Source organism: Halomonas sp. LMYGS-3 (genome assembly GCF_059509875.1).
On sequence record NZ_JCAKFQ010000005.1, the window covers coordinates 206,576 to 231,377 of the forward strand.

Sequence of the window (24,802 nt, forward strand, 5' to 3'; positions counted from 1 at the left end):
CCGAATGACCGACAAGACCCGTGACCCGCGCCTGGTGGTGGAGGTGCTCTCCGAGGCGCTGCCCTACATCCAGCGCTTCTCCGGCAAGACCGTGGTGGTGAAGTACGGCGGCAACGCCATGACCGAGGACACCCTGATTGACTCCTTCGCCCGCAACATGGTGCTGATGAAGGAGGTGGGCATCAATCCGGTGGTGGTCCACGGCGGCGGGCCGCAGATCGGCGACCTGCTCAAGAAGCTCAAAATCGAGTCGCGCTTCGTCAACGGCATGCGCGTCACCGACGCCGAGACCATGGACGTGGTCGAGATGGTGCTCGGCGGCCTGGTCAACAAGGGCATCGTCAACCTGATCAACCAGTGCGGCGGCAAGGCGATCGGCCTGACCGGCAAGGACGGCGCCCAGATCCGCGCCCGTCAGCTCAAGGTGGAGCACCAGACGCCGGAGATGACCGCCCCGGAGATCATCGACATCGGCCACGTGGGCGAGGTCGAGCACATCTCCACCGACCTGATCGAGATGCTCGCCGAGCGTGACTTCATCCCGGTGATCGCCCCCATCGGCGTCGACACCGAGGGGCACAGCTACAACATCAATGCCGACCTGGTGGCCGGCAAGGTGGCCGAGGCGCTGTCGGCCGAGAAACTGATGCTGCTGACCAACGTGGCCGGGCTGATGAACGCCGAGGGCGAGGTGCTCACCGGGCTGACCACCGCCCAGGTGGACGCCCTGATCAGTGACGGCACCATCCACGGCGGCATGCTGCCCAAGATCCGCTGCGCCCTGGAGGCGGTGAAGGGCGGCGTGCGCAGCGCCCACATCATCGACGGCCGGGTGCCCCACGCCACCCTGCTGGAGATCTTCACCAACGCCGGGGTCGGCACCCTGATCACCGACGACGCCGGCGAAGGCCCTGCCGGCTGAACCACCGGCCCCGCGGCGACCTTTGCGCTGCCGCGGAGCCGCGATTAGGATGGTTCGACCACATAAAAGAAAAGACCGATATGACGCAGGAAACCCCCACCCCCAGTCGCCGCGAGCAGATCCTCCAGGCCCTCGCGCTGATGCTGGAGGAAGACAGCGGCAAGCGCATCACCGTGGCCGCCCTGGCGCGCCAGGTCGGCGTCTCGGAGGCCGCCCTCTATCGCCATTTCCCCAGCAAGGCGCGCATGTTCGAGGGGCTCATCGAGTTCATCGAGGCGTCCCTGTTCGAGCGCATCAGCCGCATCCTCGACCAGGAGCCCCACGCCATCCCGCGCTGCGGCCAGGTCCTCACCCTGCTGCTGGGCTTCGCCGAGAAGAACCCGGGCCTCTCGCGGCTGCTGGGCGGCGACGCCCTGACCGGCGAAACCGCCCGCCTGCGGCTGCGCATCCATCAGCTGTTCGAGCGGCTCGAGACCCAGCTCAAGCAGATCCTGCGCGAGGCCGAGCTGCGCGAGGGACGCCGCCCCTCACTGCCGGTCTCGGCGGCGGCCAACCTGCTGCTGGCCCAGGCCGAGGGGCGCATCTCCCAGTACGTGCGCAGCGACTTCCGCCGCCGCCCCACCGAGCACTGGGACGACCAGTGGACGCTGCTCTCGGCGCAGCTGCTCCGGGAGGCGCCTCAGCTGGCCAAGGCCTGACCCGCCCCGGACGCAAGAAGCCCCGGCAGTGCCGGGGCTTCTTCGCTGTCGCCGTAACGCAGCGCGCTCAGGCCGCGAGGGTATCGCCGAGCTGCAGGCGAATCTTCTGCATCGCGTTCTTCTCGAGCTGGCGGATGCGCTCGGCGGAGACCCCGTAGACGTCGGCCAGATCGTGCAGCGTGGCCTTGTGCTCGGAGAGCCAGCGGCGCTGCAGGATGTCGCGGGAGCGCTCGTCGAGCTCCTCCAGGGCAAGCCGCAGGCGACGGGTGGCGTCGCCTTCCCAGTCGCTGTCCTCGAGCTGGGTGGCCGGGTCGGCGGTGGCATCGTCGAGGAAGTGGACGGGGGCCTGCCAGGCGGATTCCTCGTCGTCGCCGGGCGCGGCATCGAAGCCGGCATCATGCGCCGACAGGCGGCCCTCCATCTCGCGCACCACCTCGGGCTTGACGTCGAGGTCCTTGGCGATGGCGTCGACCTCGTCATTGTTCAGCCAGGCGAGGCGCTTCTTGGCACTGCGCAGGTTGAAGAACAGCTTGCGCTGGGCCTTGGTGGTGGCGATCTTGACGATGCGCCAGTTGCGCAGCACGAATTCGTGGATCTCGGCCTTGATCCAGTGCACGGCGAAGGAGACCAGTCGCACGCCCTGGTTGGGGTCGAAGCGCTTGACCGCCTTCATCAGCCCGACGTTGCCCTCCTGGATCAGGTCGGCCTGGGGCAGACCGTAGCCGGAGTAGCTGCGGGCGATGTGCACCACGAAGCGCAGGTGCGACAGCACCAGGCGACGCGCGGCCTCGAGGTCGCCCTCGTCGTGCAGGCGGAAGGCCAGCTCACGCTCCTCGTCGGCGGTGAGCATCGGGATGCCGTTGACCGCCTGAATGTAGCCGTTGAGGTCATGTCCCGGGGAAAGGTGGCCCACCGGCAGAAGACTGGTGCTCATGTGCAGTGTGTCTCCTTGTCTAAGCCCAGATACCTGGCCCAAGTGTCGAGTGTGATGTCGGGGATCGCCGTCTTTGATGACAATGGCCGGAAAATGTTCCGTCGATTCGACTGATCCAGGTTGAATATACGGCCGGACCGGACGCACAGCAACTGATCCATGGCGGCGCCGCTTTCCATGTCCCGCGAATGGCGCGGCCGAGCCTCCGCTCTTCGCGGCCGAGCCTCCGCTCTTCGCGGCCGAGCCTCCGCTCTCTATCGCGGCCGGACCTCCGCGAGATGCCGGCTCACCGCGATCCAGGCGCCCAACCAGCCCAGCAGTGTACTACAAATGAGCAGGATTGCCGAGCCGGAGAGCCCCAACCGGGGCAGGCTGAAGCTGGCGCCGTAGCTCGCCGCCAGCGCCGAGACCGGGGCCGCGAGCCAGCCGCTGCCGAGCGTCAGCAACCCCCCGGCGAGTAGCCCGCCCCCCAGGCCATACCAGGCGCCGCTGTAGAGGAAGGGGCGGCGCACGAAGGCATGGGTGGCACCGATCAGGGTCACCACCTCGATCTCCTGACGCCGGCTCTCCACCGCGAGCCGGATGGTATTGCCCACGACCAGCAGCACCCCCAGGCCGAACAGCACCGCCAGCGCCAGGGCCACCCGCCGCCCCAGCTCGGCCAGGTGGCGCAGCCGCTCTATCCAGGCCAGGTCGAGGCGCACCTCGTCGACCCCGGCGATCGCCTCCAGGCGTGCGGCCAGCACTCGCACCGCTTCGGGGGCCGGGTCGGCGGGGGTCACCACCACGCTGGCCGGCAGCGGATTCTCCTCGAGCCGACCCAGGGCATCAGCGAGCCCCAGGGCCTGCTGGAACTCGGCCATGCCCTCGGCGGCGGTGATCAGCCGGGTGCGCGATACGCCTTCGTGGGCGGCCAGGGCCTCGTCGATGCGCACCGCCTGGGCCTCGGCCACGCGAGCCTCGAGGTAGACGGTGAGGGTCGCGCTCTCCTCCAGTTCGGCATCGAGCAGCCGAGCGCTGTCCAGGGTCAACCATAGCGCGGCGGGCAAGACCAGGGCGATGGCGATGGCCAGCATGGTCAACAGGCTACCGACGGGCGCCCGCATCAGCCGCCGGGCGCTGTCCAGGCACATGGCACGATGGTGGCGCGCCCAGCCACGCAGGCGGCTCGAGGAGCGGGTGCGGTGGGTGCGGGCACCACGGGGTGACGGCTCGGCCGGACGGTGGCTCATGCGGCTTCCTCGTCGGCCACCAGGCGCCCGTCGCGCAGACGCAGTACCCGATGGCGCAGGCGGGCGATCAGCGCCAGGTCGTGGCTGGCGATCATCACCGTGGTGCCGATGCGGTTGAAGTCCTCGAACAGTGCCATGATGTCGGCGGAGAGCTGAGGATCGAGGTTGCCGGTGGGCTCGTCGGCGAGCAGTAGCGCCGGCTTGTTGACCACCGCCCGGGCGATGCCGACGCGCTGCTGCTCGCCGCTGGAGAGCTCGATCGGCAGCGATTTCTCGCGGTGCAGCAACCCCACCTTGTCCAGCGCCGCTCGCACCCGTCGCGCACCTTCACGGGGCTCGACGCCCTGGATATCCAGCGGCAACGCCACGTTGTGGTAGATGGAGCGGTCGAAGAGCAGCTGGTGGTCCTGGAAGACCACACCGATCTGGCGACGGTAGAAGGGCACCTGGCTGTGATGCAGCCGGTCGATGTCGTGGCCGGCGATCAGCACCCGACCACGGGTGGGCCGCTCGAGCCGCATGACCAGGCGCAGCAGCGAGCTCTTGCCGGCCCCGGAGTGGCCGGTGAGAAAGACCATCTCGCCACGCCGCACGCGAAAGTCGATGTTGGCGAGCGCCTCGAAGCGCCCGCCGTAACGCTTGCCGACATGCTCGAAGGCGATCATGCGGAGGCGGCATCTCGGTCGAAGAGGGCGTCGACGAACTCACTCGCCACGAAGGGTCGCAGGTCGTCGAGCGACTCGCCGACACCGATGAAGCGGATCGGTGTGCCGAGTTGCTTGGCCAGGGCGAAGATGATGCCGCCCTTGGCGGTACCGTCGAGCTTGGTCAGGGTCACGCCGGTGATCGGCACCGCCTCGTTGAAGGTACTGGCCTGGGACAACGCGTTCTGGCCGGTGCCGGCGTCGAGTACCAGCATCACCTCGTGGGGGGCCGTGGTGTCGAGCTTGCCCATCACCCGGTGGACCTTCTTCAGCTCCTCCATCAGATGGGCCTTGTTGTGCAGACGTCCGGCGGTATCGGCGATCAGCACGTCGACACCGCGCGCCTTGGCCGCGGCGACGGCATCGTAGATCACCGAGGCGCTATCGGCGCCGGTATGCTGGGCGATCACCGGTACATCGTTGCGCTCGCCCCAGACCTTGAGCTGCTCCACGGCGGCGGCCCGGAAGGTGTCACCGGCGGCCAGCATCACGCTGCGGCCCTCGCGCTGGAAGCGCTGAGTCAGCTTGCCGATGGTGGTGGTCTTGCCGACCCCGTTGACGCCCACCACCAGGATGACGAAGGGCCCCTCTCCCTTCGGCGGCAACTCGAGGGGCCTGGTGACCGTCTCGAGCATGGCGGCGAGCTCCTCCTGAAGCGCGCGGAAGAGCGCTTCGGGGTCCTTGAGCTCCTTGCGCGAGACCCGCTCGGTGAGACGATCGATGATCTCGGTGGTCGCCTCGATGCCCACGTCCGCCATCAGCAGCTGAGTCTCGAGGTCCTCCATCAGCTCGTCGTCGATCTGCTTCTTGCCGAGGAAGAGCCCGGCAAGGCCGTCGGAGAGGTTGGCGCGGGTCTTGCCGAGCCCCGACCGGATACGGGCGAACCAGCCCTTCTTCTCCTGCTGGCCCGCCTGACCGGGCTTTTCCTGCAGCGCGGCACGCGGCGCCTCCTCGGCGGGCTCGGGCGTCACCGGGGGTTCCACGGCCTCCTCTGCCGGGCCATCGGCCGGCGGCGTGGCCTCGCGTGGCGGCTCGGATTCGACTACCGGCACCGCGGGCTCGGATGGGGCAGTGGCCTCGTCGAGGTCAACACCCTCCTGCCGGGGTGGCGCGTCGCCTTCACCGACATCCGCCTCGTCGGCCTCCGGGGGAGCCTCCTCCTCGGTCAGGCGTTCTTTCTCCGGTGCTTCCGGCTTCCCGGGCTTGTCCTGCTGCTTTCGCTTGAAAAAACCGAACATGAAATGATTCAGCCTCACGGGTGAACGAATCGCCACATCCTACCACCCCGCACCATGACTGTGGATAAGGCCGCGGGTACAATCCCGGCCATGGCCCGACGCACCCCACGCCCCCGCCGCCGCCAGCGCGGCACCGACGCCACCCCTCGTCAGGCGAGGGGTGGCCGACTGCGCATCATCGGCGGCGCCTTTCGGCGCCGGCTGCTGCCGGTGCTCGACAGCCCCGGGCTGCGCCCCACCCCCGACCGAGTGCGCGAGACCCTGTTCAACTGGCTGACGACGGCCACCCCGGGCGCCCGGGTGCTGGACCTCTGCGCCGGCACCGGGGCGCTGGGGCTCGAGGCGCTCTCCCGAGGCGCTCGCCGGGCCTGCTTCGTCGAGCGTGACGGCCGGGTGGCCGACGCCCTGGCCGACAACCTGGCGACCCTCGGCGCCGACGCCCGAGCCCGGGTGGTGACCGCCGACGCCGCGGCCTTCCTCGCGGGCGAGCCCACGCCCTTTTCGCTGGTCTTCCTCGACCCGCCCTTCCGCCAGGGCCTGGCCGTGCCCTGCTGCGCGGCACTGGAGGATGGCTGGCTGACCGAGGACGCCCTCATCTACCTGGAGACCGAGTCGGAACTATCGCCCCGCGTGCCGGCCAACTGGACACTCCATCGGCAGGTGCGCGCCGGTGACAGCACCGGGCGCCTCTATCGCCGCCACGGCCGGGGCGACACCGGGTCGCCGGATGGCGACGCTTGCTGAGCCCCAGTCACGGCGTTACGCTGCGCGCTGACCGAACCCACCCCGGGCCAGCCAGACCGGCAGATGCTCGGGCGAGCGCCCGAACCCGCAAGGACATTGTCAGGAGAACAGGATGAGCATCGAACTCTTCAACCGGCTCGAGCAGAAGGTCGCCAGCGCCGTCGAGGCACTTGAACTGCTCAAGATGGAAGCCGAGGAGCTGCGCGAGGAAAATTCCCGCCTGAAGCAGGAACGCGAGGAGTGGGAGCGCCGGCTCAGCGACCTGCTGGGCAAGTTCGACGACGTCGACACCGGCAGCTGAGCCCCACGGCTCACCGCCGGTCGAGCGGGAGCGACATCAGCAGCGCGTCCTCCCGCCCTTCCCCGGCCTCCCGGGGCGGGTAGTAGCCGCGCCGGCGACCGTCCTCGGCGAAGCCGGCTCGCCGATAGAGGGCAATGGCCCCCTCGTTCCCCGCCCTGACCTCCAGCAGCAGCCGCTCACTCTCCCACCGCCGGGCCTGCTCGATCACCTCCCACAGCAGCAGACTGGCCACCCCTCGCCGGCGCCGCACCGGTGACACCACGATCGCCTGCAGTTCGGCCTCGAAGGGCAGCTTCGCCACGATCGCGTGCCCCACCAGCCCGTCTTCCGCCTCGATACCGAAGCCCCGGACATCGGCCCTGGCCAACGCCTCGGCCAGCATGGACCGGGACCAGGGATGCGGCTGGGCCAGGGTCTCCAGTGCGACCAGGGCCTCCACGTCATCAGCGGTCAGTCGTCGCGCCATCCTCGCCCTCGCTGCCGCCATCCTCGCCCTCGCTGCCGCCATGCCAGGCCTCGCGCCAGCCGGCGAGGCGCGGCCACAGCGCCCGCTTCGCCTCGGCGCCGTCGATCAGCTCGTCCAGGCCCGGCCCCTGCCAGGCAGGCAGGTCGAGCAGGGTGCAGTGCTCGCTCTCGATGGTCAGCACCGAGGCCAGGGTGGCGTCGTGACCGAAGACCAGCAGGCGCTCGGGGGCCCAGCCACGACGGCGACGCCCCTCGAGGAAGGCCTGCAGTCCCTGGCGCGCTTCCTCCAGCGGCGCCTCCACCGGCAGCCCCTCCATCTGGGGCCAGTGGAAGGTCTCGAAGTCGGGAGCGCGCTCGGGCAGCACCCCGGCGGCCTGCAGCAGGTTGGCCAGCAGCCGCTGCCGGATCGCGTCGGGCCTGTCGCCCCGGGGCAGCAGCAGCAGCCAGCGGCCATCGAGGCAGGCCACCTGCAGGGTGAAACGCAGCGCCTCGGCCGGTGCCACCGGACGCTCGGGCGCCTCCGCCCCGGCCGGCGTCGCCGTCGCGTCAGGAGGGACGCCGCCCCCCAGCAGGGCCCGAGCCTTGCCGGGCCCCGCCGGGCGCTGCCCACGCTCGCGGGCCGGTGGCTCGGGTGCCGGGCGCGCTGGCGTCTCGCGTGCCGCCTCGTCGAGCAGAGCATGCAGGCGTTCGCCCGGGGCCTCGCTGGGCGCCGGTTCGGGACGCTGCCACTCGCAGGCGGGAGTGGGCCGGGCATTGGGCAGCCGATAGCGAGCCTCCCAGGACGTCAGCCCCATGGCCTCCAGGTACTGCCGGCGCTGCGGCTCGGGAGTCACGACCCGCTGCCGCCCCGGCAGTTGGGCGAGGCCGGGCGGTCCTCGCCGCGGGCCTGCCACTCCTCGGGCGTGTAGAGGTGCAGCGCCAGGGCGTGAACCGGGCCGGAGAGTTCGTCGGCGAGCAGGGCATAGATCTGCTGGTGGCGCTTGACCGGCATCAGCCCCTGGAAACGGCTGGACACCAGGGTGACCTTGAAGTGGGTCTCGGAATCGGCCGGCACGTTGTGCATGTGGCTCTCGTTCTCCACCGTGAGAAAGGTGGGCTCGAGGGCCTGCAGCTTGTCTTCGATGATGGCCTGGGTGCGCATTGCGGCTCCTCGATGGCGAATGATGGGACCATTGTACTCTCTCAGTCGGGCGACGACGACGACGCTTCCGGGGAGACGCGGTGGCGCTCGGCCCGGGCGGCGCCGGCCGACGAGACCCGGGCGAGGCTGGCGCCGAACGCCAGCAGGCAGGCCGCAGCGCCCACCCACAGCGTGGCCTGCACCGGGGCGCCGGCGGCGAGGAAGGCGCCGACCAGCGCCACCCCCAGCGACTGCCCCACGGTGCGGGTGGTGCTCATCACTCCCGAGGCGCTGGTGCTGTGCTCGCGTGGCACGCTCGCCATCATCTCGCGATTGTTGGGTGGCTGGAACAGGCCGAAGCCGACCCCGCACAGCCCCGTCCGCCACAGGCCGTCGCTCACCCCGGCGCCGGCATCGAGCAGCGCCAGCGAGACCAGCCCGAGCAGCAGCAGGACCAGCCCGGCGCTGGCGAGCAGGCTCGGATTGGCCCGGTCGGCGAGCCGGCCGGCCAGCGGCCCCACCAGCATGATCGCCAGTGGCCAGGGGGTGAACAGCCAGGCGGTCTCCAGCGGTGAGAAACCCATCTCCTGCTGATAGAGGAAGGAGAGCGCGACGAAGGCGAGCCCCTGGCCGATGAAGGCCAGCCCCGAGGCCGAGACCGCCAGCGAGAAGCGGCGCTGCCGGAACAGCGACGGCGGCAGCAGCGGATGGCTGGCGCGGCGCTGCCGACGCAGGAAGAGGGTGCCGGCGACCAGGCTCGTCGCCAGCCAGGCGAGGACCTGCCAGGCGGGGGTGCCATGGCCGACCCCGTCCATGGCGAGGAAGAAGCTGCCCAGCATGGTGACCGACAGCAGCGCCCCGCGCCCATCGAAACCGCCCCGGCGACGCGGCTCCCGCGGCAGGGCCCGCCACGCCAGCACCAGGGCACAGAGCCCCAGCGGCACGTGCAGGGCGAACAACCAGGGCCAGCTCGCCACCGAAAGCATGAGGCCGCCGACGGTCGGGCCCGCGGCATAGCCACCAGCCACCACCAGGGCGGAGAGCCCCAGGGCACTGCCCAGCAACCGGGAGGGGAAGATCGAGCGATAGAGCGAAGGCCCGATGGAGAGCGTGGCCGCCGCCCCCAGCCCCTGCAGCGCCCGGAACACCAGCAGTGGCTCGAGGCTACGCGACAGGGCCGCCCCCAGCGAAGCCAGCACGAAGAGAGCCAGTCCGGCGACATAGAGCCGGCGTCGGCTGACCAGTTCGCTGACGGAGGCGAAGACCAGCAGGAAGGCGGCGCAGACGATCTGGAAGAGGTTGGTCACCCAGACGGCGCGCGACGCGGAGATCCCCAGGTCTCGGGCGATCGAGGGCAGCGCCAGGTTGATCATGGTGATATCCACCACCGCCATCAGGGTCCCGAGCACCAGCGCCAGTACCGCCAGACGCCGCTCGGGGCCCGGCAGGCCATCGTCGCCGGGCCGTGTCGCGAAGAGTCGACTCATATCGGGTATCCATGACGAGGAAACCGGCCGAAGCCGGTTCTCGAAGAAACTGCAACGCTGAGCGCGCCGTCAGTCTTGATCCGTTTCCAGCAGCAAGGAGTCGTCGACCTCGGAGATCTCGAGGGCCGCCTCGTCGTCCAGGTCGATGGTGAGGTAGCTGTGCTCGACCTGCAGGAAGCGCTGGAACAGCGCCCAGTCGAGGCTCTCGGGCCACTGCCGCTCGTCCTCCTCCCAGGCGCGCAACTCGGTTTCAAGGATCTCGAGGTAACGCTCACGCACGAAGGCCTCGAGGGCCTCGGGCGTGTCCATCTCGGGAATCAGGTAGACGGTGCTTTCACGTTCGACGTCGGCCAGGGTCAGGTCGTCGTCCCCCACCGTGGGTTCCAGCGCATTGATCCATTCCACGAAATGCCGGGTCGGCCTGACGCTCAGGGCGGAGCGGTTGAGCAGTTTCATCGTGGTCTCCTCGACGTCGAAACGGTGACCATTATGGGCGCTCGCGGCGCCCCTTACCAACTATTCCGGCGCCTCGGGCCGCATGGCCGGGAACAGCAGCACATCGCGGATCGAGGCGCTGTCGGTGAACAGCATCACCAGCCGGTCGATGCCGATGCCCTCGCCCGCGGTGGGCGGCAGGCCATATTCGAGGGCCCGCACGTAGTCGGCGTCGTAGTACATCGCCTCGAGGTCGCCGGCCTCCTTCTCCGCCGCCTGGGCCCGGAAGCGCTCGGCCTGGTCCTCGGCGTCGTTGAGCTCCGAGAAGCCGTTGGCGATCTCGCGCCCGCCGACGAAGAACTCGAAGCGCTCGGTGACGAAGGGCTCGCTGTCCTTGCGCCGCGCCAGCGGGCTCACCTCGGTGGGATACTCGGTGACGAAGGTCGGCGCCTGCAGGCGATGCTCGACGGTCTTCTCGAAGATCTCGATCTGTACCTTGCCCAGCCCCCAGCCATCCTTGACGTCGATGTCCAGGCGTTCGGCGATCTGGCGCGCGGCCGATTCGTCGGCCAACGCCTCGGCCTGGATATCCGGATTGAACTCGAGAATCGCGTCGAACACGCTGAGCCGCTTGATGGGCGCGCCGAAATCGTACTCGAAAGTCTCCAGCACCTCGCCCTCGGCATTGCGCACGGTATTGACCACGGTGGTGGTGCCGAGCACCTGCCGGGCGACGGTGCGCAGCATCTCCTCGGTGAGGTCCATCAGGTCATGGTAGTCGGCATGGGCCTGATAGAACTCGATCATGGTGAACTCGGGGTTGTGCCGGGTGGAGAGCCCCTCGTTGCGGAAGTTGCGGTTGATCTCGAAGACCCGCTCGAAGCCCCCCACCACCAGGCGCTTCAGGTAGAGCTCGGGCGCGATGCGCAGGTACATGTCGAGGTCCAGCGCATTGTGGTGGGTGACGAAGGGGCGCGCCGCCGCGCCACCGGGGATCGGCTGCAGCATGGGGGTCTCGACCTCCATGAAGCGGCGCGCCTCGAAGAAGCGCCGCATGGCGCTGATCACCGCGGCACGCACCTCGAAGGTCCGGCGCGACTCGGCGTTCATGATCAGGTCGACATAGCGCTGACGATAGCGCGCCTCCATGTCGGTGAGGCCGTGGAACTTGTCGGGCAGCGGGCGCAGGCTCTTGGTGAGCAGCTTCGCCTCGACCATCAGCACATAGAGGTCGCCCTTGCCCGACTTGTGCACCGGCCCGCGGCCGGCCACGATGTCGCCGATGTCCCAGCCCTGGATGTCCTCCAGCACCTCCGCCGGCAGCCCCTTCTTGTCGACGTAGAGCTGGATCTGGCCCGAGACGTCCTGGATGACGATGAAGGGGCCGCGCTTGCGCATGATGCGACCGGCCACGCCGGCCTGACGGCCCAGGGCCTCGAGTTCCTCCTTCGCCTTTTCGCCCAGTTCATCGATCAGCTCGGCGGCCAGGCTGTCGCGGCGGAAGTCGTTGGGAAAGGCGCTCTCGCCGCGCTCCGCGGCCAGCCGGCGGCGCGCGGCCAGCTTGGCGCGACGCTCGGCGATCAGGCGATTGTCGTCGTTCTGGGGGCTATTCGATGGGGCGTCGTGGTCGGCCATGTCGTTACCTGTAAAGAATTGGCTACGGGCGGCAAGCCACGAGCTACGAGCGCAAGCGGGCTGACTGTCGCTCGCGGCCCGTGGCTCGAAGCTACAACCCTTGCTTCAAGCTGGCTTCGATAAACTGATCGAGATCGCCGTCGAGCACCTTGTCGCAGTTACTGGTCTGCACGCCGGTACGCAGGTCCTTGATGCGCTGGTCATCGAGCACGTAGGAGCGGATCTGGCTCCCCCAGCCGATATCCGCCTTGGAGTCCTCGGCTTCCTGCTTGGCGGCATTGCGCTTCTGCATCTCGTGTTCCCACAACTTCGCCTTGAGCTGCTTCATGGCGAAGTCGCGGTTGGCATGCTGGCTGCGCTGGCTCTGACAGGCCACCACGATACCGGTCGGCTCATGGGTGATCCGCACCGCCGAGTCGGTGGTGTTGACGTGCTGGCCGCCGGCGCCGCTGGAACGGTAGGTATCGGTACGCAGGTCCGCCGGGTTGATCTCGACCTCGAAGCTGTCATCGACTTCCGGCGAGAGGAACACCGAGGCGAAGGAGGTGTGGCGGCGACCGCCGGAGTCGAAGGGGCTCTTGCGCACCAGGCGGTGCACGCCGGTCTCGGTGCGCAGCCAGCCGAAGGCGTAGTCCCCCTGGACATGCACGGTGGCCGACTTGATGCCCGCCACCTCGCCGGCGGAGACCTCGATGATCTCGGTCTTGAAGCCGTGATGCTCGGCCCAGCGCAGGTACATGCGCAGCAGCATGTTGGCCCAGTCCTGGGCCTCGGTACCGCCGGAGCCGGCCTGGATGTCCAGGTAGGCGTTGTTCTCGTCCATCGGGCCTGCGAACATGCGCCGGAACTCGAGCGTCTCGAGGCTGGCCTTGAGCCCGTCGAGCTCCTTCTGGACCTCGGCCACGGTCTCCTCGTCCTCTTCCATCTCGGCGAGCTCCAGCAGGTCGCGGCCATCGGCCAGGCCCTGGTCGAGTTCGTCGATGGTGGCCACGATCGCCTCCAGCGACGCCCTCTCCTTGCCCAGCTTCTGGGCATAGTCGGGGTCGTTCCAGACGTCCGGGTCTTCCAGCTCGCGGGTGACTTCCTCTAGCCGATCCTTGCGTTCGGCATAGTCAAAGGTACCCCCTCAGGACGTCTGTCCGCTCGGACAGGTCCTTGATGAGGTGGTGGATGGGGTTCGTTTCCAGCATAGGGGCGTCTCGCCTGAACCTGCGGTGACAAAACGACCGCCACGGCACTGACGGATGGGCCAGAATCGCCGGCGGCACGGAAAAGGCGCTTATTGTAGCGAAAGTCCCGCCGCGTCGCATCCATCCCGCGACCACGCCGCTTCCCGCCGACAGACGCACGAGGCCCGGCCGGAGCCGGGCCTCGTGCACCGCAATGACAAGAGGGGGACAGCGGGCGCGTCAGAAGCGGTAGTCCACCGAGAGCGCGAAGACATCCGCCGAAACCTCATAGGTGCCGGAGAGATTGCCGCGACTCTGGTTCTCCTCCTTGGTACCGTCCTGCACCATCCCGACGTCGTCTCCGAAGACGCGCATGTAACCGGCGGTGACGCCAAGGTTGGGATTCGGCATCCAGGTGGCGCCCAGCGTGGCCCAGGTACGATCGGAATCCGGCACCCGCGGCGTGCGGTACTCCTTGCCGGGGATCGGCGTCTCGTCGTAGCCCAGGCCGGCGCGCAGCAGCCACCGTTCGTTCAGCGCATAGTTGGCGCCCACGGACACCGCCCAGGTGTTGTTCCAGTTCTCCTCGGTGCGGCTGGGATCCCTGCCGTCCTCGAACTCCACCACCAACTCCTTGAAGCTGCTCCACTCGGTCCATTCGGCGTTGGCCATCAGCGCCAGCCGATCGGTGAGCTGATGATAGACCCCCAGGTTCAGGTTCGCCGGGGTGGTCAAGTCCGCCGTACCAGCCGTTCCCGTCACCGCCCCCGCCGCAACGGCGCCATCCGACACGGGATCGGTCCCCTTCACGTTCAGGTCGCCCTCGAGCGTCAGATCGATTTCGGAGCGGTAACCGATACCCAGACGGGTCTTGTCGGTGACCTGGAACAGTGCTCCGACCGTATAGCCATAGCCCCAGTCATCACCGGTCACCTCCCCGATGATATCGTTCTGGCCGGGAGTGGCGAACGGGTTGCCCATCATGGCTGCCGCCGACCCGAAGTCGATGGCATTCGACAGGGTCGCATCGGCGTATTGAGCACGCAGGCCAATGGCCAGGTTCAGCCGCTCGCTGGCCCGATAGTTCAGGGTCGGCTGGAAGTCGACGGTGGTCAGCTCGGTCTCGATGGCGTGATAGCGGCCGATCCAGTCTTCGTCATACTGGGTGGAAAGGCCATAGGGGGCATAGATGGCCAGGCCCAGGTCGAAGCGGTCATTGAGCTGGGTCTTGGCGGCGAAGCTAGGCACCCAGGCTGTCTCGCCCCCCTGACGCGAACCGCCACGGTCATAGTCGACCAGCCCATTCGTACTGCTGGCATTGGCATCACGAAGCTCGAAACTGGCATCGATATAGGCCACGCCGCCGACCACCTGGCTGCCGTCGATATTGCCGATGGCCGCCGGGTTGTAGGCCATGAAGCTGGCATCCTCGGCGCCGGCAGCGGCGTTGGACAGGGCGTTGGCCAGGGTCTTGGCGCTCTGCTCACGAACCTGGAAGCCGGAAGCGAACACCTGGCTGGAAATCAGGCCCACCGAGGCGATGGCCACGGCGATGGAGAGCTTGTTGAACTTGTTGTGCATGGTCTCGACGTCCTTTTCCAGATTCGTGCTGGAGTTGGTTGTATGACGCACCCTCGCCAGGGTGCCGGTGTGCTGCTCACGTTGTCGCCCATTGCACGCCAAGGTTCAAGGGCAAACGTTTGTTTTAATCTCATAATTCCTAATACTTTAGTCGCACAGGCGTTTGAAGCCATGAACTTTCATTGAGTTAGCCAACACATCGCGACCGAGCTCCGGGAAGCATCTTCCGGGGGCGTCCCGCGGGTCTCCCAGTGGCTCTGCCCTTGGGCGAGCCCCCTATCCAGCGGCGAAGTCCGGGATGCAGCTGTCCGGCGCCGATACGACCAGCTGCTAGGCTGAAGGCAAGGAAGCTATCGCCGGGAGGTGACCATGCCCAAGCTCAACGGCGTACTGGAAACCGCGCTCTACGTGGAGAACATGGACCGCGCCAGGGCCTTCTTCGAGGGGGTGATGGGGCTCGAGCCCTTCAATGCCGACCATCGCTTCACCGCCTACGATGCCGGCGCCGGCTCGGTGCTACTGCTGTTCCTGCGGGGCGAGACGCTCGAAACCGTGGTGCTGCCGAACGGCATGGGCACCATCCCCCCCCATGACGGCGCCGGCCGAGTGCATCTGGCCTTCGCCATCGCCGCCCGCGAACTCGAGACCTGGGAAGCGCAGCTCCACGACCATGGTGTGACCATCGAGGGGCGCACTCACTGGCCCAGAGGCGGCGAGAGCGTCTACTTTCGCGACCCCGACGGCCACCTGGTGGAGCTGGCTACGCCCGGCGTCTGGCCGACCTACTGAAACTCTCGCGGAGTCACGGCGAAAGCCGGCGCTCCCTGCGGGTCCACGAGGATCCTTAGACAGGTTCGGCGTGCTCGATCATCAGCTGCAGCGACTCCCGCCCCCGCCAGCGGTTGCGGTTGAGCTTGTAGGCGCAGCGCAGCCGGTCGCCGACGCCGAAGGCCGGCAACTCGCCAGGCGTCAGCGCCCGGAACCAGATCGCCCGGGTCGCGACGGCACCGGCCGAGAGCTCGAGCATCAGGTGATTGCCGTCGGCCCCGACCGGACGCAGGGCCTCGACCAGGAACTCGCCCTCGAACAGCGGCGCATCGAACTCCCGCCCGTAGGGCCCCAGCACCTCGAGCTCGTCGAGGGTGGCGAGACTCAACTGGTGCGCGGCTAGCTCGCCGTCGGTGAAGACACGGGGATAGAGCTCGGTGTCGCCGAGCTGTTCGTGCACCGCCTGCAGGAAGGCCGCGCGGAACTCTCCCAGCCGGTCCGCCGGCACGCCGACACCGGCGGCGCCGCGGTGGCCGCCGAAACGCGGCAGCGCCTGCGGGGCCAGCGCGAAGGAGCGCTGCAGGGCATCGCGCAGGTGCAGCCCCTCGATGGAGCGTCCGGAACCGGTGAGCATGCCGGGCGCCGCGGCCGGTGTCAGCACCAGGGCCGCCCTGCCGAAGCCCTGCACCAGCCGCGAGGCGACGATCCCCTGCACCCCCGGATGACCACTCTCGAGAAATACCACGATGGCCGGCTCGTCGGCGGTCAGCGGCGCCATGGCCAGGGCCCTGGCCTGCGCGGTCATCTCCGCCTCGATCGCCTTGCGCGACTGGTTGTCCTGATCGAGCACCTCGAGGTAGCGCTGAGCCACATGGTCCTGCTCGGCGAGCATAAAGTGCAGCGCTGCATAGGGGTCGTCGAGTCGCGAGCGGGCGTTGATCCGCGGCCCCATCTGGAAGGCCAGGGTCTCGGCATCGAAGGGCACGCTGTCGTCGCCCAGCCTGGCCGCCATGGCCCGCCAGCAGGCGGCATCCATGCGGTTGATCAGGGTCAGGCCGTGGCTGACCACGGCGCGGTTGGCGGCGCTGCCCCCCAGCGACACGCAGTCGGCCACGGTGCCCAGCGCCACGTAGGAGAGCCAGGGCGACAGCTTGGGCGTGGCCTCCGGCAGCACGCCCCACTCGATCAGCACCTGCCGCGCCAGTGACATGACGAGCCAGGCCACCATGCAGCCGGCGATGGTCGTATCGGGGTAGTCGCAGTCGTCGCGGGTCGGGTTGACGGTGGCATAGGCCGAGGGCGGCGGCCCCTCCACCGGCAGGGCGTGGTGGTCGCTGACCACCACCTCGATGCCGGCCGCCTTGAGCCGGGCGATGCGCGGCTCGTCGCTGCTGCCGCAGTCGGCGGTGATCACCAGGCTCGGCCGCGGGGCGAGCGAGAGGGTGCGTTCGACCAGCGGCAGGCTGATACCGTAGCCGTCGTGAATGCGGTGACCGATCAGGCTGTGCAGCCTGGCCTCCGGCACCCCGAACAGCTCGACCAGGGTACGCCGGATCACCACATGGGAGGTGATGCCGTCGACGTCGTAGTCGGTGAGGATGCCAATATGCTCGCCGTCCACCACCGCCCGGGCGATGCGCTCGGCGGCGCGGCGGGCATCCGCCAGCCGCTCGGGATGCGCCAGGTGGCGCAGGCTGGGCGAGACCAGCGGCGCCAGTTCACCGTCAAAGCCCTTCAGGCGCCCGGCAAGAATCCGCGCCTGCAGCTCGGAGAGCCCCTCGCGCTGGGCCCGGGCGTAGAGGGCGACATCGCGGGGGCGCGGCTGGATGCGCGGCCGCAGCCGCGCGTGCAGGTCGTTGGGGTCCGTCACGGCGTCCAAGCCCGACTCCTCTGGTTCTAATCTATGAGCGCGAAGTGATAGAAGACCACCGTGCCGAGCGAAGGGCGCCGGGGACAGGCACAGAACCGTCTCGATGCCGCTGGTGCCAGATGCCCGCTCGGGGCTGATCCGGCGACAGGCCTACGAGGGGGCGCTGTAAATACCTCCCTGTACGCTACTTTTTCCTTCCCTGGAAAAAGACCCCCTCTACAGCCTGTCCCCGGCGCCCCTCGCTACCTCTCGCGCTTCTCGGCTCCGGCTTCCGGCTTCTAGCTTTCAGCTCTAGCGCCGATTTTCGGCCACGAACTTCTGCACCGCCGCCAGCTCGGCGGGCAGCACGGTGTAACGCTCCTCGCGCTCGAGCAGGTCGTCCATGTGCGGCGGCAACGGCACCCCCGGGAAGCCGGCCTTGACCACCGCCTCGGCGAACTTGGCCGGATGGGCGGTGGCCAGGGTGATCATCGGCGTCGCGGCATCGGCCCGCACCCGCTCGGCGGCACGGTAGCCGGTGGCGGTATGCGGGTCGAGGATCTCCTGGGTGCGATGGTGCGCCTCGCGGATCACCTCGAGGATGGTGGCGTCATCCACGCTGTGGCTGGCGAAGCGCTCACGCAGCCGCGAGAGCGGCGCCTCGGCGAGCGCCGCCGGCTCGACCTGGAAGCGTTCGAGCAGGGCGCGCACGGCGTCGCCGTCGCGCTCATAGGCCTCGAACAGCAGCCGCTCGAAGTTGGACGACACCACGATGTCCATGGAGGGGGCCAGGGTCGCGACGAGCTCCTTCTTCGAGAAATCGTTGTCGGCGAGTGTCCGGTGCAGGATGTCGTTGGCGTTGGTGGCGATGATGAACTGCTTGACCGGCAGGCCCATGCGGTACGCCATGTAGCCGGCGAAGACGTTGCCGAAGTTGGCCGACGGCACGCAGAAGCTGACCTGGCGATGCGGCGTCCCCAGCGCCACGCCGGCGGCCACGTAGTAGACGACCTGGGCCATGATGCGCGCCCAGTTGATGGAGTTCACCGCCACCAGCCGGGTACCGTTCAGGAATGCCTGGTCGGCGAAGCTCGCCTTGACCATCGCCTGGGCGTCGTCGAAGTTGCCCTCGATGGCGATGTTGAAGACGTTGTCGGCGAGCACCGAGGTCATCTGGCGGCGCTGCACCTCGGAGACCCGGTTGTGCGGGTGGAGGATGAAGATGTCCAGGTTGTCGCAGTGGCGGCAGCCCTCGATGGCGGCGGAGCCGGTATCGCCGGAGGTGGCGCCCATGATCACCGCGCGCTCGCCGCGCTTGGCCAGGAAGTGGTCGAGGATGCGACCGAGCAACTGCAGGGCCACGTCCTTGAAGGCCAGGGTCGGGCCGTGGAACAGCTCGAGCAGGAAGTGGTTGGCGTCGAGCTGGTTGAGCGGCACCACCGCGTCGTGGCTGAAGGTAGCGTACGCCTCCGTCACGATGCCACGGAAGGTCTCGTCGTCGATCTCGCCGTTGACGTAGGGCTTCATCACCCGAAAGGCGATCTCGGCGTAGGAGAGCCCGGCCATGGCGGCCAGGTCGTCGTGCGAGAGCGACGGGACGGTTTCCGGCACGTAGAGGCCGCCGTCGCTGGCCATGCCGGTGAGCACGACCTCCTCGAAGGAGAGCGCGGGCGCCAGCCCGCGGGTACTGATATAGCGCATCGTTCGGTTCCTTTGCTCGCTCGGGGCTGATCCGGCGACAAGCCTGCGAGGAGGCGCTGTGAACCCATCCCTGGGCGCTACCGATGCCATCCCTGGCTTAGGACCTCCTCTTCGGCTTGGCCCGGCGCCCCTCGCTACAGGTAGCGGCAACAACCCATAGGCAGCTACAAGCTCTCCAGTTTCCGCTGGTTTGCTCTTCCAGCTTCCAGCTTACGGCTTACAGCTCCGGGAGAAGCCCGGGTTATTCCTGCTCGTCCAGGCTTTCCACGCGAATGCGCGTCACCGGGCCGGCGATGTCGGCCAGCGACTCGATGTGGCGGATCGCCTCGTTCATGTGCTTCTCGCGGGTGCGATGGGTCAGCAGGATGATCGGCACCAGTTCGCCCTCGGTGGCCTCCTTCTGGATCAGCGCCTCGATGGAGATGCCCTGCTCGGCGAGGATGGTCGCCACCCGTGCCAGCACCCCCGGGCGGTCCACCGCCAGCAGGCGCAGGTAGTAGGCGGTGACGATGTCCTCCATGGGCATCATCGGCATGCCATCGTCGCCGTCGCCGATGCCGCTGAAGGCCAGGTAGGGCACCCGGTAGTGGTGGTCGGTGGCGATGTCGCGGGCGACATCGAGCAGATCGGCCACCACGGCAGACGCCGTGGGCTCGGCGCCCGCTCCGGCGCCGTAGTAGAGGGTCGGACCCACGGCGTCGCCCATGATGGCGATGGCGTTCTTGACGCCGTGCACGTTGGCCAGCAGGCGCTCCTTGGGGATCAGGGTCGGGTGCACGCGCAACTCGAGCCCGGCATCGGTACGCTTGGAGATGCCCAGGTGCTTGATGGTGTAACCCAGGTTGTCGGCCTGCTCGACGTCCTCGGCGGTGACCCGCGAGATGCCCTCGGTGTAGGCCTTCTCGAACTGCAGCGGCACGCCGTAGGCGATGGAGGCGAGGATGGTCAGCTTGTGGGCGGCGTCGATGCCCTCGACGTCGAAGGTCGGGTCGGCCTCGGCATAGCCCAGCGCCTGGGCCTCGGCCAGCACGTCCTCGAAGGCCCGCCCCTCGTCACGCATGTGGGTGAGGATATAGTTGCCGGTGCCGTTGATGATGCCGGCCACCCACTCGATGCGGTTGGCGCCCAGGCCCTCGCGCAGTGACTTGATCACCGGGATGCCGCCGGCCACGGCGGCCTCGAAGGCGACGATCACGCCCTTCTCGTGGGCCGCGGTGAAGATCTCGTTGCCGTGCACGGCGATCAGCGCCTTGTTGGCGGTGACCACGTGCTTGCCGTTGTCGATGGCGGTGAGCACCAGCTCACGGGCCACTTCGTAGCCGCCGATCAGCTCGACCAGCACATCGATATCGGGGTTGGTGGCCACCTCGAAGACGTCGGAGGTGGTCTTGATGCCGGTGATGTCACACCCGGGGTTGGGGGTACGGAAGGCGACCTGCTCGATGACGATGGGACGCCCCGCGCGGCGAGCGATCTCGTCGGCATTGCGCGTCAGCACGTTGAAGGTTCCGCCACCGACGGTCCCCAGTCCACAGATTCCCACTCTCACCGGTTTCAATGTCTTTCCCCTCTGATTGTCATGCAAGTGTCGCAGCGTGAGTCGAGCGGCCTGCGTCGGGCCGCCCGTGGCGGTAGCGTCGCGGACCCGGTCAGTCCTCCAGGCCCAGCATGGCGGCCAGGCGCTCCGCCGGCACGTAGCCGGGCACCAGGCGGCCATCGGGCAGGACGATGGCCGGCGTCCCCTGGACGCCGAGCTCCATGCCCAGATGATACTGTGACTCGACCGGATTGTCGCAGTCGGCGGCACCCGAGAGGCGCTCCTCTCGCTTGGCCGCGCTCATCGCCTCGGTCGGGCTGTCGGCGCACCAGACCTGACGCATCACCCGCGCCCCCTCGCCATTCATGCCGGCCCGCGGAAAGGCCAGGTAGTGTACCTCGATGCCCCACTCATTGAGCCGCGGTACCTCCTCGTGGAGCTGGCGGCAGTAGGGACAGGTGGTATCGGTGAACACCGTGAGCGTGGCACGGCTCTCGCCGGCGCCGCGGAAGATCACCCGTTCCGCGTCGGGGACCCGCGCCAGGCGCGCGGCGCGCTCGGCATTGCGCCCCTGCTCGGTCAGGTTGACCAACCCCTGGCCGGCGTTCTCGTAGAGGTCCCCCACCAGAAAATGACGCCCCTCGGCATCACTGTAGAAGCTCTCGCCGGTCTCCAGGCGCACCTCGTAGAGTCCCGCCATCGGCGTCTCGCGGACGCTCTCCACCGGCATCGGCTGGCCGTTCACCGCCAGGCGCTCGGCCAACTCGACGGTTGGGTCGGCCAGGGCGAGCGGCGAGCCGGCCAGGATCGCGGCCAGCAGGCCGCCAAGGAGTGTCTGGGAGCGTGTTCTCATGATTCAGCCTCGCGGATGATGGTCGGCGTGCAGGGCTTCCAGTCGCGCCTGCGCCACATGGGTATAGATCTGCGTGGTCGAGAGGTCGCTGTGACCGAGCAGCAGCTGTACGACACGCAAGTTGGCCCCATGATTCAACAGATGGGTGGCGAAGGCATGGCGCAGGGTATGCGGCGAGAGCGGCCGGTCGATACCGGCGGCGAGCGCGTGACGCTTGAGGCGATGCCAGAAGGTCTGGCGGGTCATCGCCCGATCGCCGCGCCCGGGAAACAGCGCCGGCCGGGTGGCATCGGCCATCAGCGCCCCGCGGGCGGTGTGCAGATAGCGCTCGAGCCAGACCACCGCCTCCTCACCCAGCGGCACCAGGCGATCCTTGTCGCCCTTGCCGCGCACCCGCACCACGCCCTGGCGCAGGTTCACGGCATCGGTGGTCAGGCCCACCAGTTCCGAGACCCGCAGGCCGGCACCATAGAGCACCTCGAGCATCGTCCGGTCGCGCAGCCCCAGGCCGGTGGTCACATCGGGGGCCGCCAGCAGCCGCTCGACCTCGTCCTCCTCGAGGGTGTCGGGCAGCGCCGGGCGCACCCGGGGCAGCCGCACCTCGGCCAGCGGGTCCGCCTCGATCATGCCTGCGCCCAGCCCCCAGCGGTAGAAGCGTCGCAGGCTCGACAGCAGGCGGGCGTTGCTGCGCAGCTGGTAACCGGCCTCGCGGCGCTCGTCGAGCCAGGTCGAGAGCGCCTGCCCCCCCGGGGCCAGCAGCGACTCGCCCCGGGCCTCGAGCCGGAGCGCCCAGGCGGCGAGGTCGCGCCGATAGGCGTCCAGGGTGTTATCGCTCGCCCCCTGCTCGAGCCAGAGGCCGTCGAGGAAGGCATCGATCAGTGTGTTCGCGTCAGCGCCCGTCGGCATCCAACCTCCCGTATGTGCCGTCCCCTACAACGAAAACCCCGCCCCGCGACAGCGGTGACGGGGTTTCGCGGTCGGTGCGGGGCGCGAGCCCCGGCACCGCAAGCCGGCAGCTCAGGCCAGCTTTTCCTTGATGCGGGCGGACTTGCCGCTGCGCTCGCGGAGGTAGTACAGCTTGGCCTGGCGCACGTCGCCGCGGCGCTTGACGCTGATGGAGTCGACCAGCGGGCTGTAGGTCTGGAAGGTCCGCTCGACGCCGACACCGTGGGAGATCTTGCGCACGGTGAAGGCGGAGTTCAGGCCGCGGTTGCGCTTGCCGATGACCACGCCTTCGAAGGCCTGCAGACGCTCGCGGTTGCCTTCCTTGACCTTGACCTGCACGACCACGGTGTCACCCGGGGCGAAGGCCGGGACTTCCTTGCTCATCTGCTCGGCTTCGAGCGCCTGGATCACCTTGTTCTTGCTGCTCATGACACTAACTCCTCGATAACGTGATCCGCCGGATCCGGTTCGTTGCCGGCGAATCGTGATCCCGGCGCCCGAGCCGAGGCTCGAGAGCGCGGGAGATGATGGGTGACACGGGTCCACACGGCCCCAGGGGCTCGTCGCGTCCCGCACCTCCGCCCTGACCTACCTGGTGGACAGAGCGTATTCCTCGATGAACTCCGCGAGCAGCCGCTGCTGCTCGGCGCTCAACTCCCTGCCCTCGAGCAGGTCGGGGCGACGCAGCCAGGTGCGCCCCAGGGACTGCTTCAGCCGCCAGCGCCGGATGGCACCGTGATGGCCGCTGAGCAGGACCTCCGGCACTCGCCGCCCGTCGATCTCCTCGGGGCGGGTATAGTGCGGGCAGTCCAGCAGCCCGTCGTTGAAGGAGTCCTCGACCGCGGAATCCTGATGGCCCAGAACCCCGGGCATCAGCCTGGCCGCGGCATCGATCAGCACCATGGCCGGCAGCTCGCCGCCGCTGAGCACATAGTCACCGATCGACCACTCCTCATCGATGTCGCTCTCCACCACACGCTCATCGATGCCTTCATAGCGCCCGGCCACCACCACCAGGGGGGGGCCCGAGGCCAGTTCCTGCACACCGGCCTGATCGAGCCGGCGCCCCTGGGGCGACAGGTAGATCACCCTGGGGCGCTGACCGGTGGTCCGTTCGGCCCGCTCGCGGGCGGCATAGATCGCCGCGCGCAGGGTGTCGACCTTCATCAGCATGCCGGGGCCACCGCCGTAGGGGCGGTCATCCACGGTGCGGTGGCGGTCGGTGGCGTAGTCGCGGGGGTTCCAGAACTCCAGCGCGATGCGCCCCTTCTCCACCGCCCTCCCGGTGACGCCGTGGCGGGTGATCGCCTCGAACATCTCGGGAAACAGCGACACGACGCCGATCCACATGCCCTGCTCACTCCCCGCGCCGGGGGACTTCGAGTCCGAGCCGGGACTCAAAATTCGGGGTCCCAGTCGACGCGCATCACGCCGGCCTCGAGGTCCACGTCCAGCACCACCTCATCGGGCAGGAAGGGCAGCAGCCGCTCGCGATCGTCGATGGCCTCGGCGTCCCGCCCCTTCACGACCATGACGTCGTTGGCACCGGTCTCGAACAGGTAGGCGACGTGCCCCAGGACCACGCCCTCGCGGGTCACCACCTTCAACCCCTCCAGCTGATACCAGTAGTAGTCATCGTCGGGGAGCTCGGGCAGTTCCGCCTTGGGCAGCAGGATCTCGGCACCGGCCAGCGCCTCGGCCGCCTCACGACCATCGACGCCTTCGAGCAGGGCCACCAGGCCCTTGCCGTGCCGGCGCCCCTGGAGCAACCGCCGGCGCTCGAGTCGACCACCATGCCGCAGCACCCACTCGGCATAGTCGAGGATGCCTTCCATCGGGCCGGTGTACGAATACACCTTGAGCCAGCCCTTCACACCATAGGGGCTGGTCAGCTTGCCCAGCACCACATGATCGTCGCTCGGCTGCGCTTGCGCGTTTTCGCTCATCGACGACCCCGTGACGGCACTTCAGGCACACAAGTCAGGCCCCTCAGGCCTGCTTGCGTGCTTCCTTGACCAGCTCGGCGACACGGTCGGAGAGCTGCGCACCCTGGCCCTGCCAGTGAGCGATGCGATCCAGGTCGATGCGCAGACGCTCTTCCTGACCGCGGGCGATCGGGTTGAAGAAGCCCAGGCGCTCGATGAAGCGGCCATCGCGGGCGTTGCGTGAATCGGATACGGTCAGGTGGTAGAAGGGACGCTTCTTGGCGCCACCACGTGCCAGACGAATGGTAACCATGGCGTAGTCTGTCCTTCGGTTGAGGTTACGGTTGACGCTGCTGGGCCGCGGCATGTGAGCCACGGGCCTTCAACATTGCTTCTCGGAACGTTGTCCGTTCCAAACACGGCTGCTCGGGAAGCGGGCCGCAGGCCCGGCTTCGGGCATTCGGTCACGACGGCGGCCGCGAACTATCGCGGTCCTGCCAGTGAAGAGGCAGCATTCTACGGAAAACAGCCCCGCTTGGGAACCTTTTTCCCGCACCGG

General features: G+C 68.4%; 26 protein-coding genes. 5 read left to right on the top strand and 21 right to left on the bottom strand.

Annotation, left to right across the window (positions count from 1 at the left end; genetic code table 11):
* The first annotated feature begins 4 nt into the window (after positions 1-4).
* Complete coding sequence (gene argB, locus AC5W54_RS06965; RefSeq protein WP_495961342.1) at positions 5-922, top strand: acetylglutamate kinase; 918 nt, start codon at positions 5-7, stop codon at positions 920-922.
* Between the two features lie 80 nt (positions 923-1,002).
* Positions 1,003-1,620 carry a nucleoid occlusion factor SlmA gene (gene slmA, locus AC5W54_RS06970; RefSeq protein WP_495961343.1) on the top strand — a complete coding sequence of 206 codons (618 nt, stop codon included), beginning with the start codon at positions 1,003-1,005 and terminating at the stop codon, positions 1,618-1,620.
* Positions 1,621-1,687: 67 nt separating this feature from the next.
* Here the strand turns inward: slmA and rpoH are convergent, their stop codons facing one another.
* From rpoH to ftsY, 4 genes are all read right to left on the bottom strand, one after another.
* Positions 1,688-2,554, bottom strand: a complete 867-nt coding sequence (rpoH, locus tag AC5W54_RS06975; RefSeq protein ID WP_495961344.1) for an RNA polymerase sigma factor RpoH — start codon at positions 2,552-2,554, stop codon at positions 1,688-1,690.
* Positions 2,555-2,808: 254 nt separating this feature from the next.
* Entirely contained in the window at positions 2,809-3,786 is a 978-nt protein-coding gene (ftsX, locus tag AC5W54_RS06980) for a permease-like cell division protein FtsX (protein WP_495961345.1), read from the bottom strand.
* Entirely contained in the window at positions 3,783-4,451 is a 669-nt protein-coding gene (gene ftsE / locus AC5W54_RS06985) for a cell division ATP-binding protein FtsE (RefSeq protein ID WP_495961346.1), read from the bottom strand. Before ftsE ends, ftsX begins: the two co-directional genes overlap by 4 nt.
* Entirely contained in the window at positions 4,448-5,728 is a 1,281-nt protein-coding gene (gene ftsY / locus AC5W54_RS06990; RefSeq protein ID WP_495961347.1) for a signal recognition particle-docking protein FtsY, read from the bottom strand. The genes ftsE and ftsY overlap by 4 nt, the downstream gene beginning before the upstream one ends.
* Positions 5,729-5,818: 90 nt before the next feature.
* Between ftsY and rsmD the strand changes: the two genes are divergently transcribed.
* Together rsmD and AC5W54_RS07000 are read left to right on the top strand one after the other, a co-directional pair.
* Positions 5,819-6,472, top strand: a complete 654-nt coding sequence (gene rsmD, locus AC5W54_RS06995; RefSeq protein ID WP_495961348.1) for a 16S rRNA (guanine(966)-N(2))-methyltransferase RsmD — start codon at positions 5,819-5,821, stop codon at positions 6,470-6,472.
* A 112-nt stretch (positions 6,473-6,584) separates the two neighbouring features.
* Positions 6,585-6,773, top strand: a complete 189-nt coding sequence (locus AC5W54_RS07000) for a cell division protein ZapB (protein WP_495961349.1) — start codon at positions 6,585-6,587, stop codon at positions 6,771-6,773.
* A gap of 10 nt (positions 6,774-6,783) precedes the next feature.
* Here AC5W54_RS07000 and rimI read toward each other — a convergent pair whose 3' ends face one another.
* The 8 genes from rimI to AC5W54_RS07040 form a co-directional block, all read right to left on the bottom strand.
* Positions 6,784-7,239: a ribosomal protein S18-alanine N-acetyltransferase gene (rimI, locus tag AC5W54_RS07005; protein ID WP_495961350.1), complete on the bottom strand. Its 456-nt coding sequence runs from the start codon at positions 7,237-7,239 to the stop codon at positions 6,784-6,786.
* Positions 7,217-8,071, bottom strand: coding sequence for a hypothetical protein (locus tag AC5W54_RS07010; protein ID WP_495961351.1), 855 nt, complete (start codon positions 8,069-8,071; stop codon positions 7,217-7,219). Before AC5W54_RS07010 ends, rimI begins: the two co-directional genes overlap by 23 nt.
* The gene (locus AC5W54_RS07015) at positions 8,068-8,379 is read right to left on the bottom strand and encodes a BolA family protein (protein ID WP_495961352.1); all 312 of its coding nucleotides are present in this window, start codon (positions 8,377-8,379) and stop codon (positions 8,068-8,070) included. Before AC5W54_RS07015 ends, AC5W54_RS07010 begins: the two co-directional genes overlap by 4 nt.
* Before the next feature lie 41 nt (positions 8,380-8,420).
* Positions 8,421-9,845 carry an MFS transporter gene (locus AC5W54_RS07020; RefSeq protein ID WP_495961353.1) on the bottom strand — a complete coding sequence of 475 codons (1,425 nt, stop codon included), beginning with the start codon at positions 9,843-9,845 and terminating at the stop codon, positions 8,421-8,423.
* A 69-nt stretch (positions 9,846-9,914) separates the two neighbouring features.
* Positions 9,915-10,301, bottom strand: a complete 387-nt coding sequence (locus AC5W54_RS07025; RefSeq protein ID WP_495961354.1) for a hypothetical protein — start codon at positions 10,299-10,301, stop codon at positions 9,915-9,917.
* A gap of 60 nt (positions 10,302-10,361) precedes the next feature.
* Positions 10,362-11,915 carry a lysine--tRNA ligase gene (gene lysS, locus AC5W54_RS07030; protein WP_495961355.1) on the bottom strand — a complete coding sequence of 518 codons (1,554 nt, stop codon included), beginning with the start codon at positions 11,913-11,915 and terminating at the stop codon, positions 10,362-10,364.
* Between the two features lie 91 nt (positions 11,916-12,006).
* Positions 12,007-13,105 (bottom strand): peptide chain release factor 2 gene (gene prfB, locus AC5W54_RS07035; protein WP_495961356.1). Its coding sequence is split into 2 segments (ribosomal slippage): positions 12,007-13,029 and positions 13,031-13,105, totalling 1,098 coding nucleotides; the frame shifts between segments, so codons are not numbered across the junction.
* A 219-nt stretch (positions 13,106-13,324) separates the two neighbouring features.
* Positions 13,325-14,665, bottom strand: coding sequence for an OmpP1/FadL family transporter (locus AC5W54_RS07040; protein ID WP_495961357.1), 1,341 nt, complete (start codon positions 14,663-14,665; stop codon positions 13,325-13,327).
* 369 nt (positions 14,666-15,034) lie between these two features.
* Here AC5W54_RS07040 and AC5W54_RS07045 point away from each other — a divergent pair, with 369 nt between their 5' ends.
* A complete protein-coding gene (locus tag AC5W54_RS07045; protein WP_495961358.1) occupies positions 15,035-15,454 on the top strand; it encodes a VOC family protein in 420 nt (139 codons plus the stop codon).
* Positions 15,455-15,509: 55 nt separating this feature from the next.
* Here AC5W54_RS07045 and AC5W54_RS07050 read toward each other — a convergent pair whose 3' ends face one another.
* From AC5W54_RS07050 to rpsP, 9 genes are all read right to left on the bottom strand, one after another.
* The gene (locus AC5W54_RS07050) at positions 15,510-17,303 is read right to left on the bottom strand and encodes a single-stranded-DNA-specific exonuclease RecJ (RefSeq protein ID WP_495961401.1); all 1,794 of its coding nucleotides are present in this window, start codon (positions 17,301-17,303) and stop codon (positions 15,510-15,512) included.
* Between the two features lie 291 nt (positions 17,304-17,594).
* Entirely contained in the window at positions 17,595-18,983 is a 1,389-nt protein-coding gene (gene thrC / locus AC5W54_RS07055) for a threonine synthase (protein WP_495961359.1), read from the bottom strand.
* A 241-nt stretch (positions 18,984-19,224) separates the two neighbouring features.
* Positions 19,225-20,541, bottom strand: coding sequence for a homoserine dehydrogenase (locus AC5W54_RS07060; protein ID WP_495961360.1), 1,317 nt, complete (start codon positions 20,539-20,541; stop codon positions 19,225-19,227).
* Between the two features lie 91 nt (positions 20,542-20,632).
* Positions 20,633-21,373, bottom strand: coding sequence for a DsbC family protein (locus AC5W54_RS07065; protein WP_495961361.1), 741 nt, complete (start codon positions 21,371-21,373; stop codon positions 20,633-20,635).
* Between the two features lie 3 nt (positions 21,374-21,376).
* Entirely contained in the window at positions 21,377-22,279 is a 903-nt protein-coding gene (xerD, locus tag AC5W54_RS07070; protein ID WP_495961362.1) for a site-specific tyrosine recombinase XerD, read from the bottom strand.
* A 111-nt stretch (positions 22,280-22,390) separates the two neighbouring features.
* Positions 22,391-22,747 (bottom strand): 50S ribosomal protein L19, encoded by a 357-nt coding sequence (rplS, locus tag AC5W54_RS07075; protein WP_023005502.1) that lies wholly within the window; start codon positions 22,745-22,747, stop codon positions 22,391-22,393.
* 159 nt (positions 22,748-22,906) lie between these two features.
* Positions 22,907-23,668: a tRNA (guanosine(37)-N1)-methyltransferase TrmD gene (gene trmD, locus AC5W54_RS07080; RefSeq protein ID WP_495961363.1), complete on the bottom strand. Its 762-nt coding sequence runs from the start codon at positions 23,666-23,668 to the stop codon at positions 22,907-22,909.
* Between the two features lie 47 nt (positions 23,669-23,715).
* On the bottom strand, positions 23,716-24,264 hold the full coding sequence (gene rimM, locus AC5W54_RS07085) for a ribosome maturation factor RimM (RefSeq protein ID WP_495961364.1): 549 nt from the start codon (positions 24,262-24,264) through the stop codon (positions 23,716-23,718).
* Between the two features lie 43 nt (positions 24,265-24,307).
* On the bottom strand, positions 24,308-24,556 hold the full coding sequence (gene rpsP, locus AC5W54_RS07090; RefSeq protein WP_495961365.1) for a 30S ribosomal protein S16: 249 nt from the start codon (positions 24,554-24,556) through the stop codon (positions 24,308-24,310).
* Between the last annotated feature and the right edge of the window lie 246 nt (positions 24,557-24,802).

Excerpts from the sequence above, each read along its gene's own strand:
- rpoH (WP_495961344.1), bottom strand. The coding sequence starts at position 2,554 with ATGAGCACCAGTCTTCTGCCGGTGGGCCACCTTTCCCCGGGACATGAC.
- AC5W54_RS07045 (WP_495961358.1), top strand. The coding sequence starts at position 15,035 with ATGCCCAAGCTCAACGGCGTACTGGAAACCGCGCTCTACGTGGAGAAC.
- rimI (WP_495961350.1), bottom strand. The coding sequence starts at position 7,239 with ATGGCGCGACGACTGACCGCTGATGACGTGGAGGCCCTGGTCGCACTG.
- xerD (WP_495961362.1), bottom strand. The coding sequence starts at position 22,279 with ATGCCGACGGGCGCTGACGCGAACACACTGATCGATGCCTTCCTCGAC.
- AC5W54_RS07025 (WP_495961354.1), bottom strand. The coding sequence starts at position 10,301 with ATGAAACTGCTCAACCGCTCCGCCCTGAGCGTCAGGCCGACCCGGCAT.
- ftsY (WP_495961347.1), bottom strand. The coding sequence starts at position 5,728 with ATGTTCGGTTTTTTCAAGCGAAAGCAGCAGGACAAGCCCGGGAAGCCG.
- trmD (WP_495961363.1), bottom strand. The coding sequence starts at position 23,668 with ATGTGGATCGGCGTCGTGTCGCTGTTTCCCGAGATGTTCGAGGCGATC.
- AC5W54_RS07015 (WP_495961352.1), bottom strand. The coding sequence starts at position 8,379 with ATGCGCACCCAGGCCATCATCGAAGACAAGCTGCAGGCCCTCGAGCCC.
- lysS (WP_495961355.1), bottom strand. The coding sequence starts at position 11,915 with ATGGCCGACCACGACGCCCCATCGAATAGCCCCCAGAACGACGACAAT.
- AC5W54_RS07040 (WP_495961357.1), bottom strand. The coding sequence starts at position 14,665 with ATGCACAACAAGTTCAACAAGCTCTCCATCGCCGTGGCCATCGCCTCG.
- ftsX (WP_495961345.1), bottom strand. The coding sequence starts at position 3,786 with ATGAGCCACCGTCCGGCCGAGCCGTCACCCCGTGGTGCCCGCACCCAC.
- argB (WP_495961342.1), top strand. The coding sequence starts at position 5 with ATGACCGACAAGACCCGTGACCCGCGCCTGGTGGTGGAGGTGCTCTCC.
- AC5W54_RS07065 (WP_495961361.1), bottom strand. The coding sequence starts at position 21,373 with ATGAGAACACGCTCCCAGACACTCCTTGGCGGCCTGCTGGCCGCGATC.
- thrC (WP_495961359.1), bottom strand. The coding sequence starts at position 18,983 with ATGCGCTATATCAGTACCCGCGGGCTGGCGCCCGCGCTCTCCTTCGAG.
- rimM (WP_495961364.1), bottom strand. The coding sequence starts at position 24,264 with ATGAGCGAAAACGCGCAAGCGCAGCCGAGCGACGATCATGTGGTGCTG.
- ftsE (WP_495961346.1), bottom strand. The coding sequence starts at position 4,451 with ATGATCGCCTTCGAGCATGTCGGCAAGCGTTACGGCGGGCGCTTCGAG.
- slmA (WP_495961343.1), top strand. The coding sequence starts at position 1,003 with ATGACGCAGGAAACCCCCACCCCCAGTCGCCGCGAGCAGATCCTCCAG.
- AC5W54_RS07020 (WP_495961353.1), bottom strand. The coding sequence starts at position 9,845 with ATGAGTCGACTCTTCGCGACACGGCCCGGCGACGATGGCCTGCCGGGC.
- rsmD (WP_495961348.1), top strand. The coding sequence starts at position 5,819 with ATGGCCCGACGCACCCCACGCCCCCGCCGCCGCCAGCGCGGCACCGAC.
- AC5W54_RS07000 (WP_495961349.1), top strand. The coding sequence starts at position 6,585 with ATGAGCATCGAACTCTTCAACCGGCTCGAGCAGAAGGTCGCCAGCGCC.
- rplS (WP_023005502.1), bottom strand. The coding sequence starts at position 22,747 with ATGAGCAGCAAGAACAAGGTGATCCAGGCGCTCGAAGCCGAGCAGATG.
- rpsP (WP_495961365.1), bottom strand. The coding sequence starts at position 24,556 with ATGGTTACCATTCGTCTGGCACGTGGTGGCGCCAAGAAGCGTCCCTTC.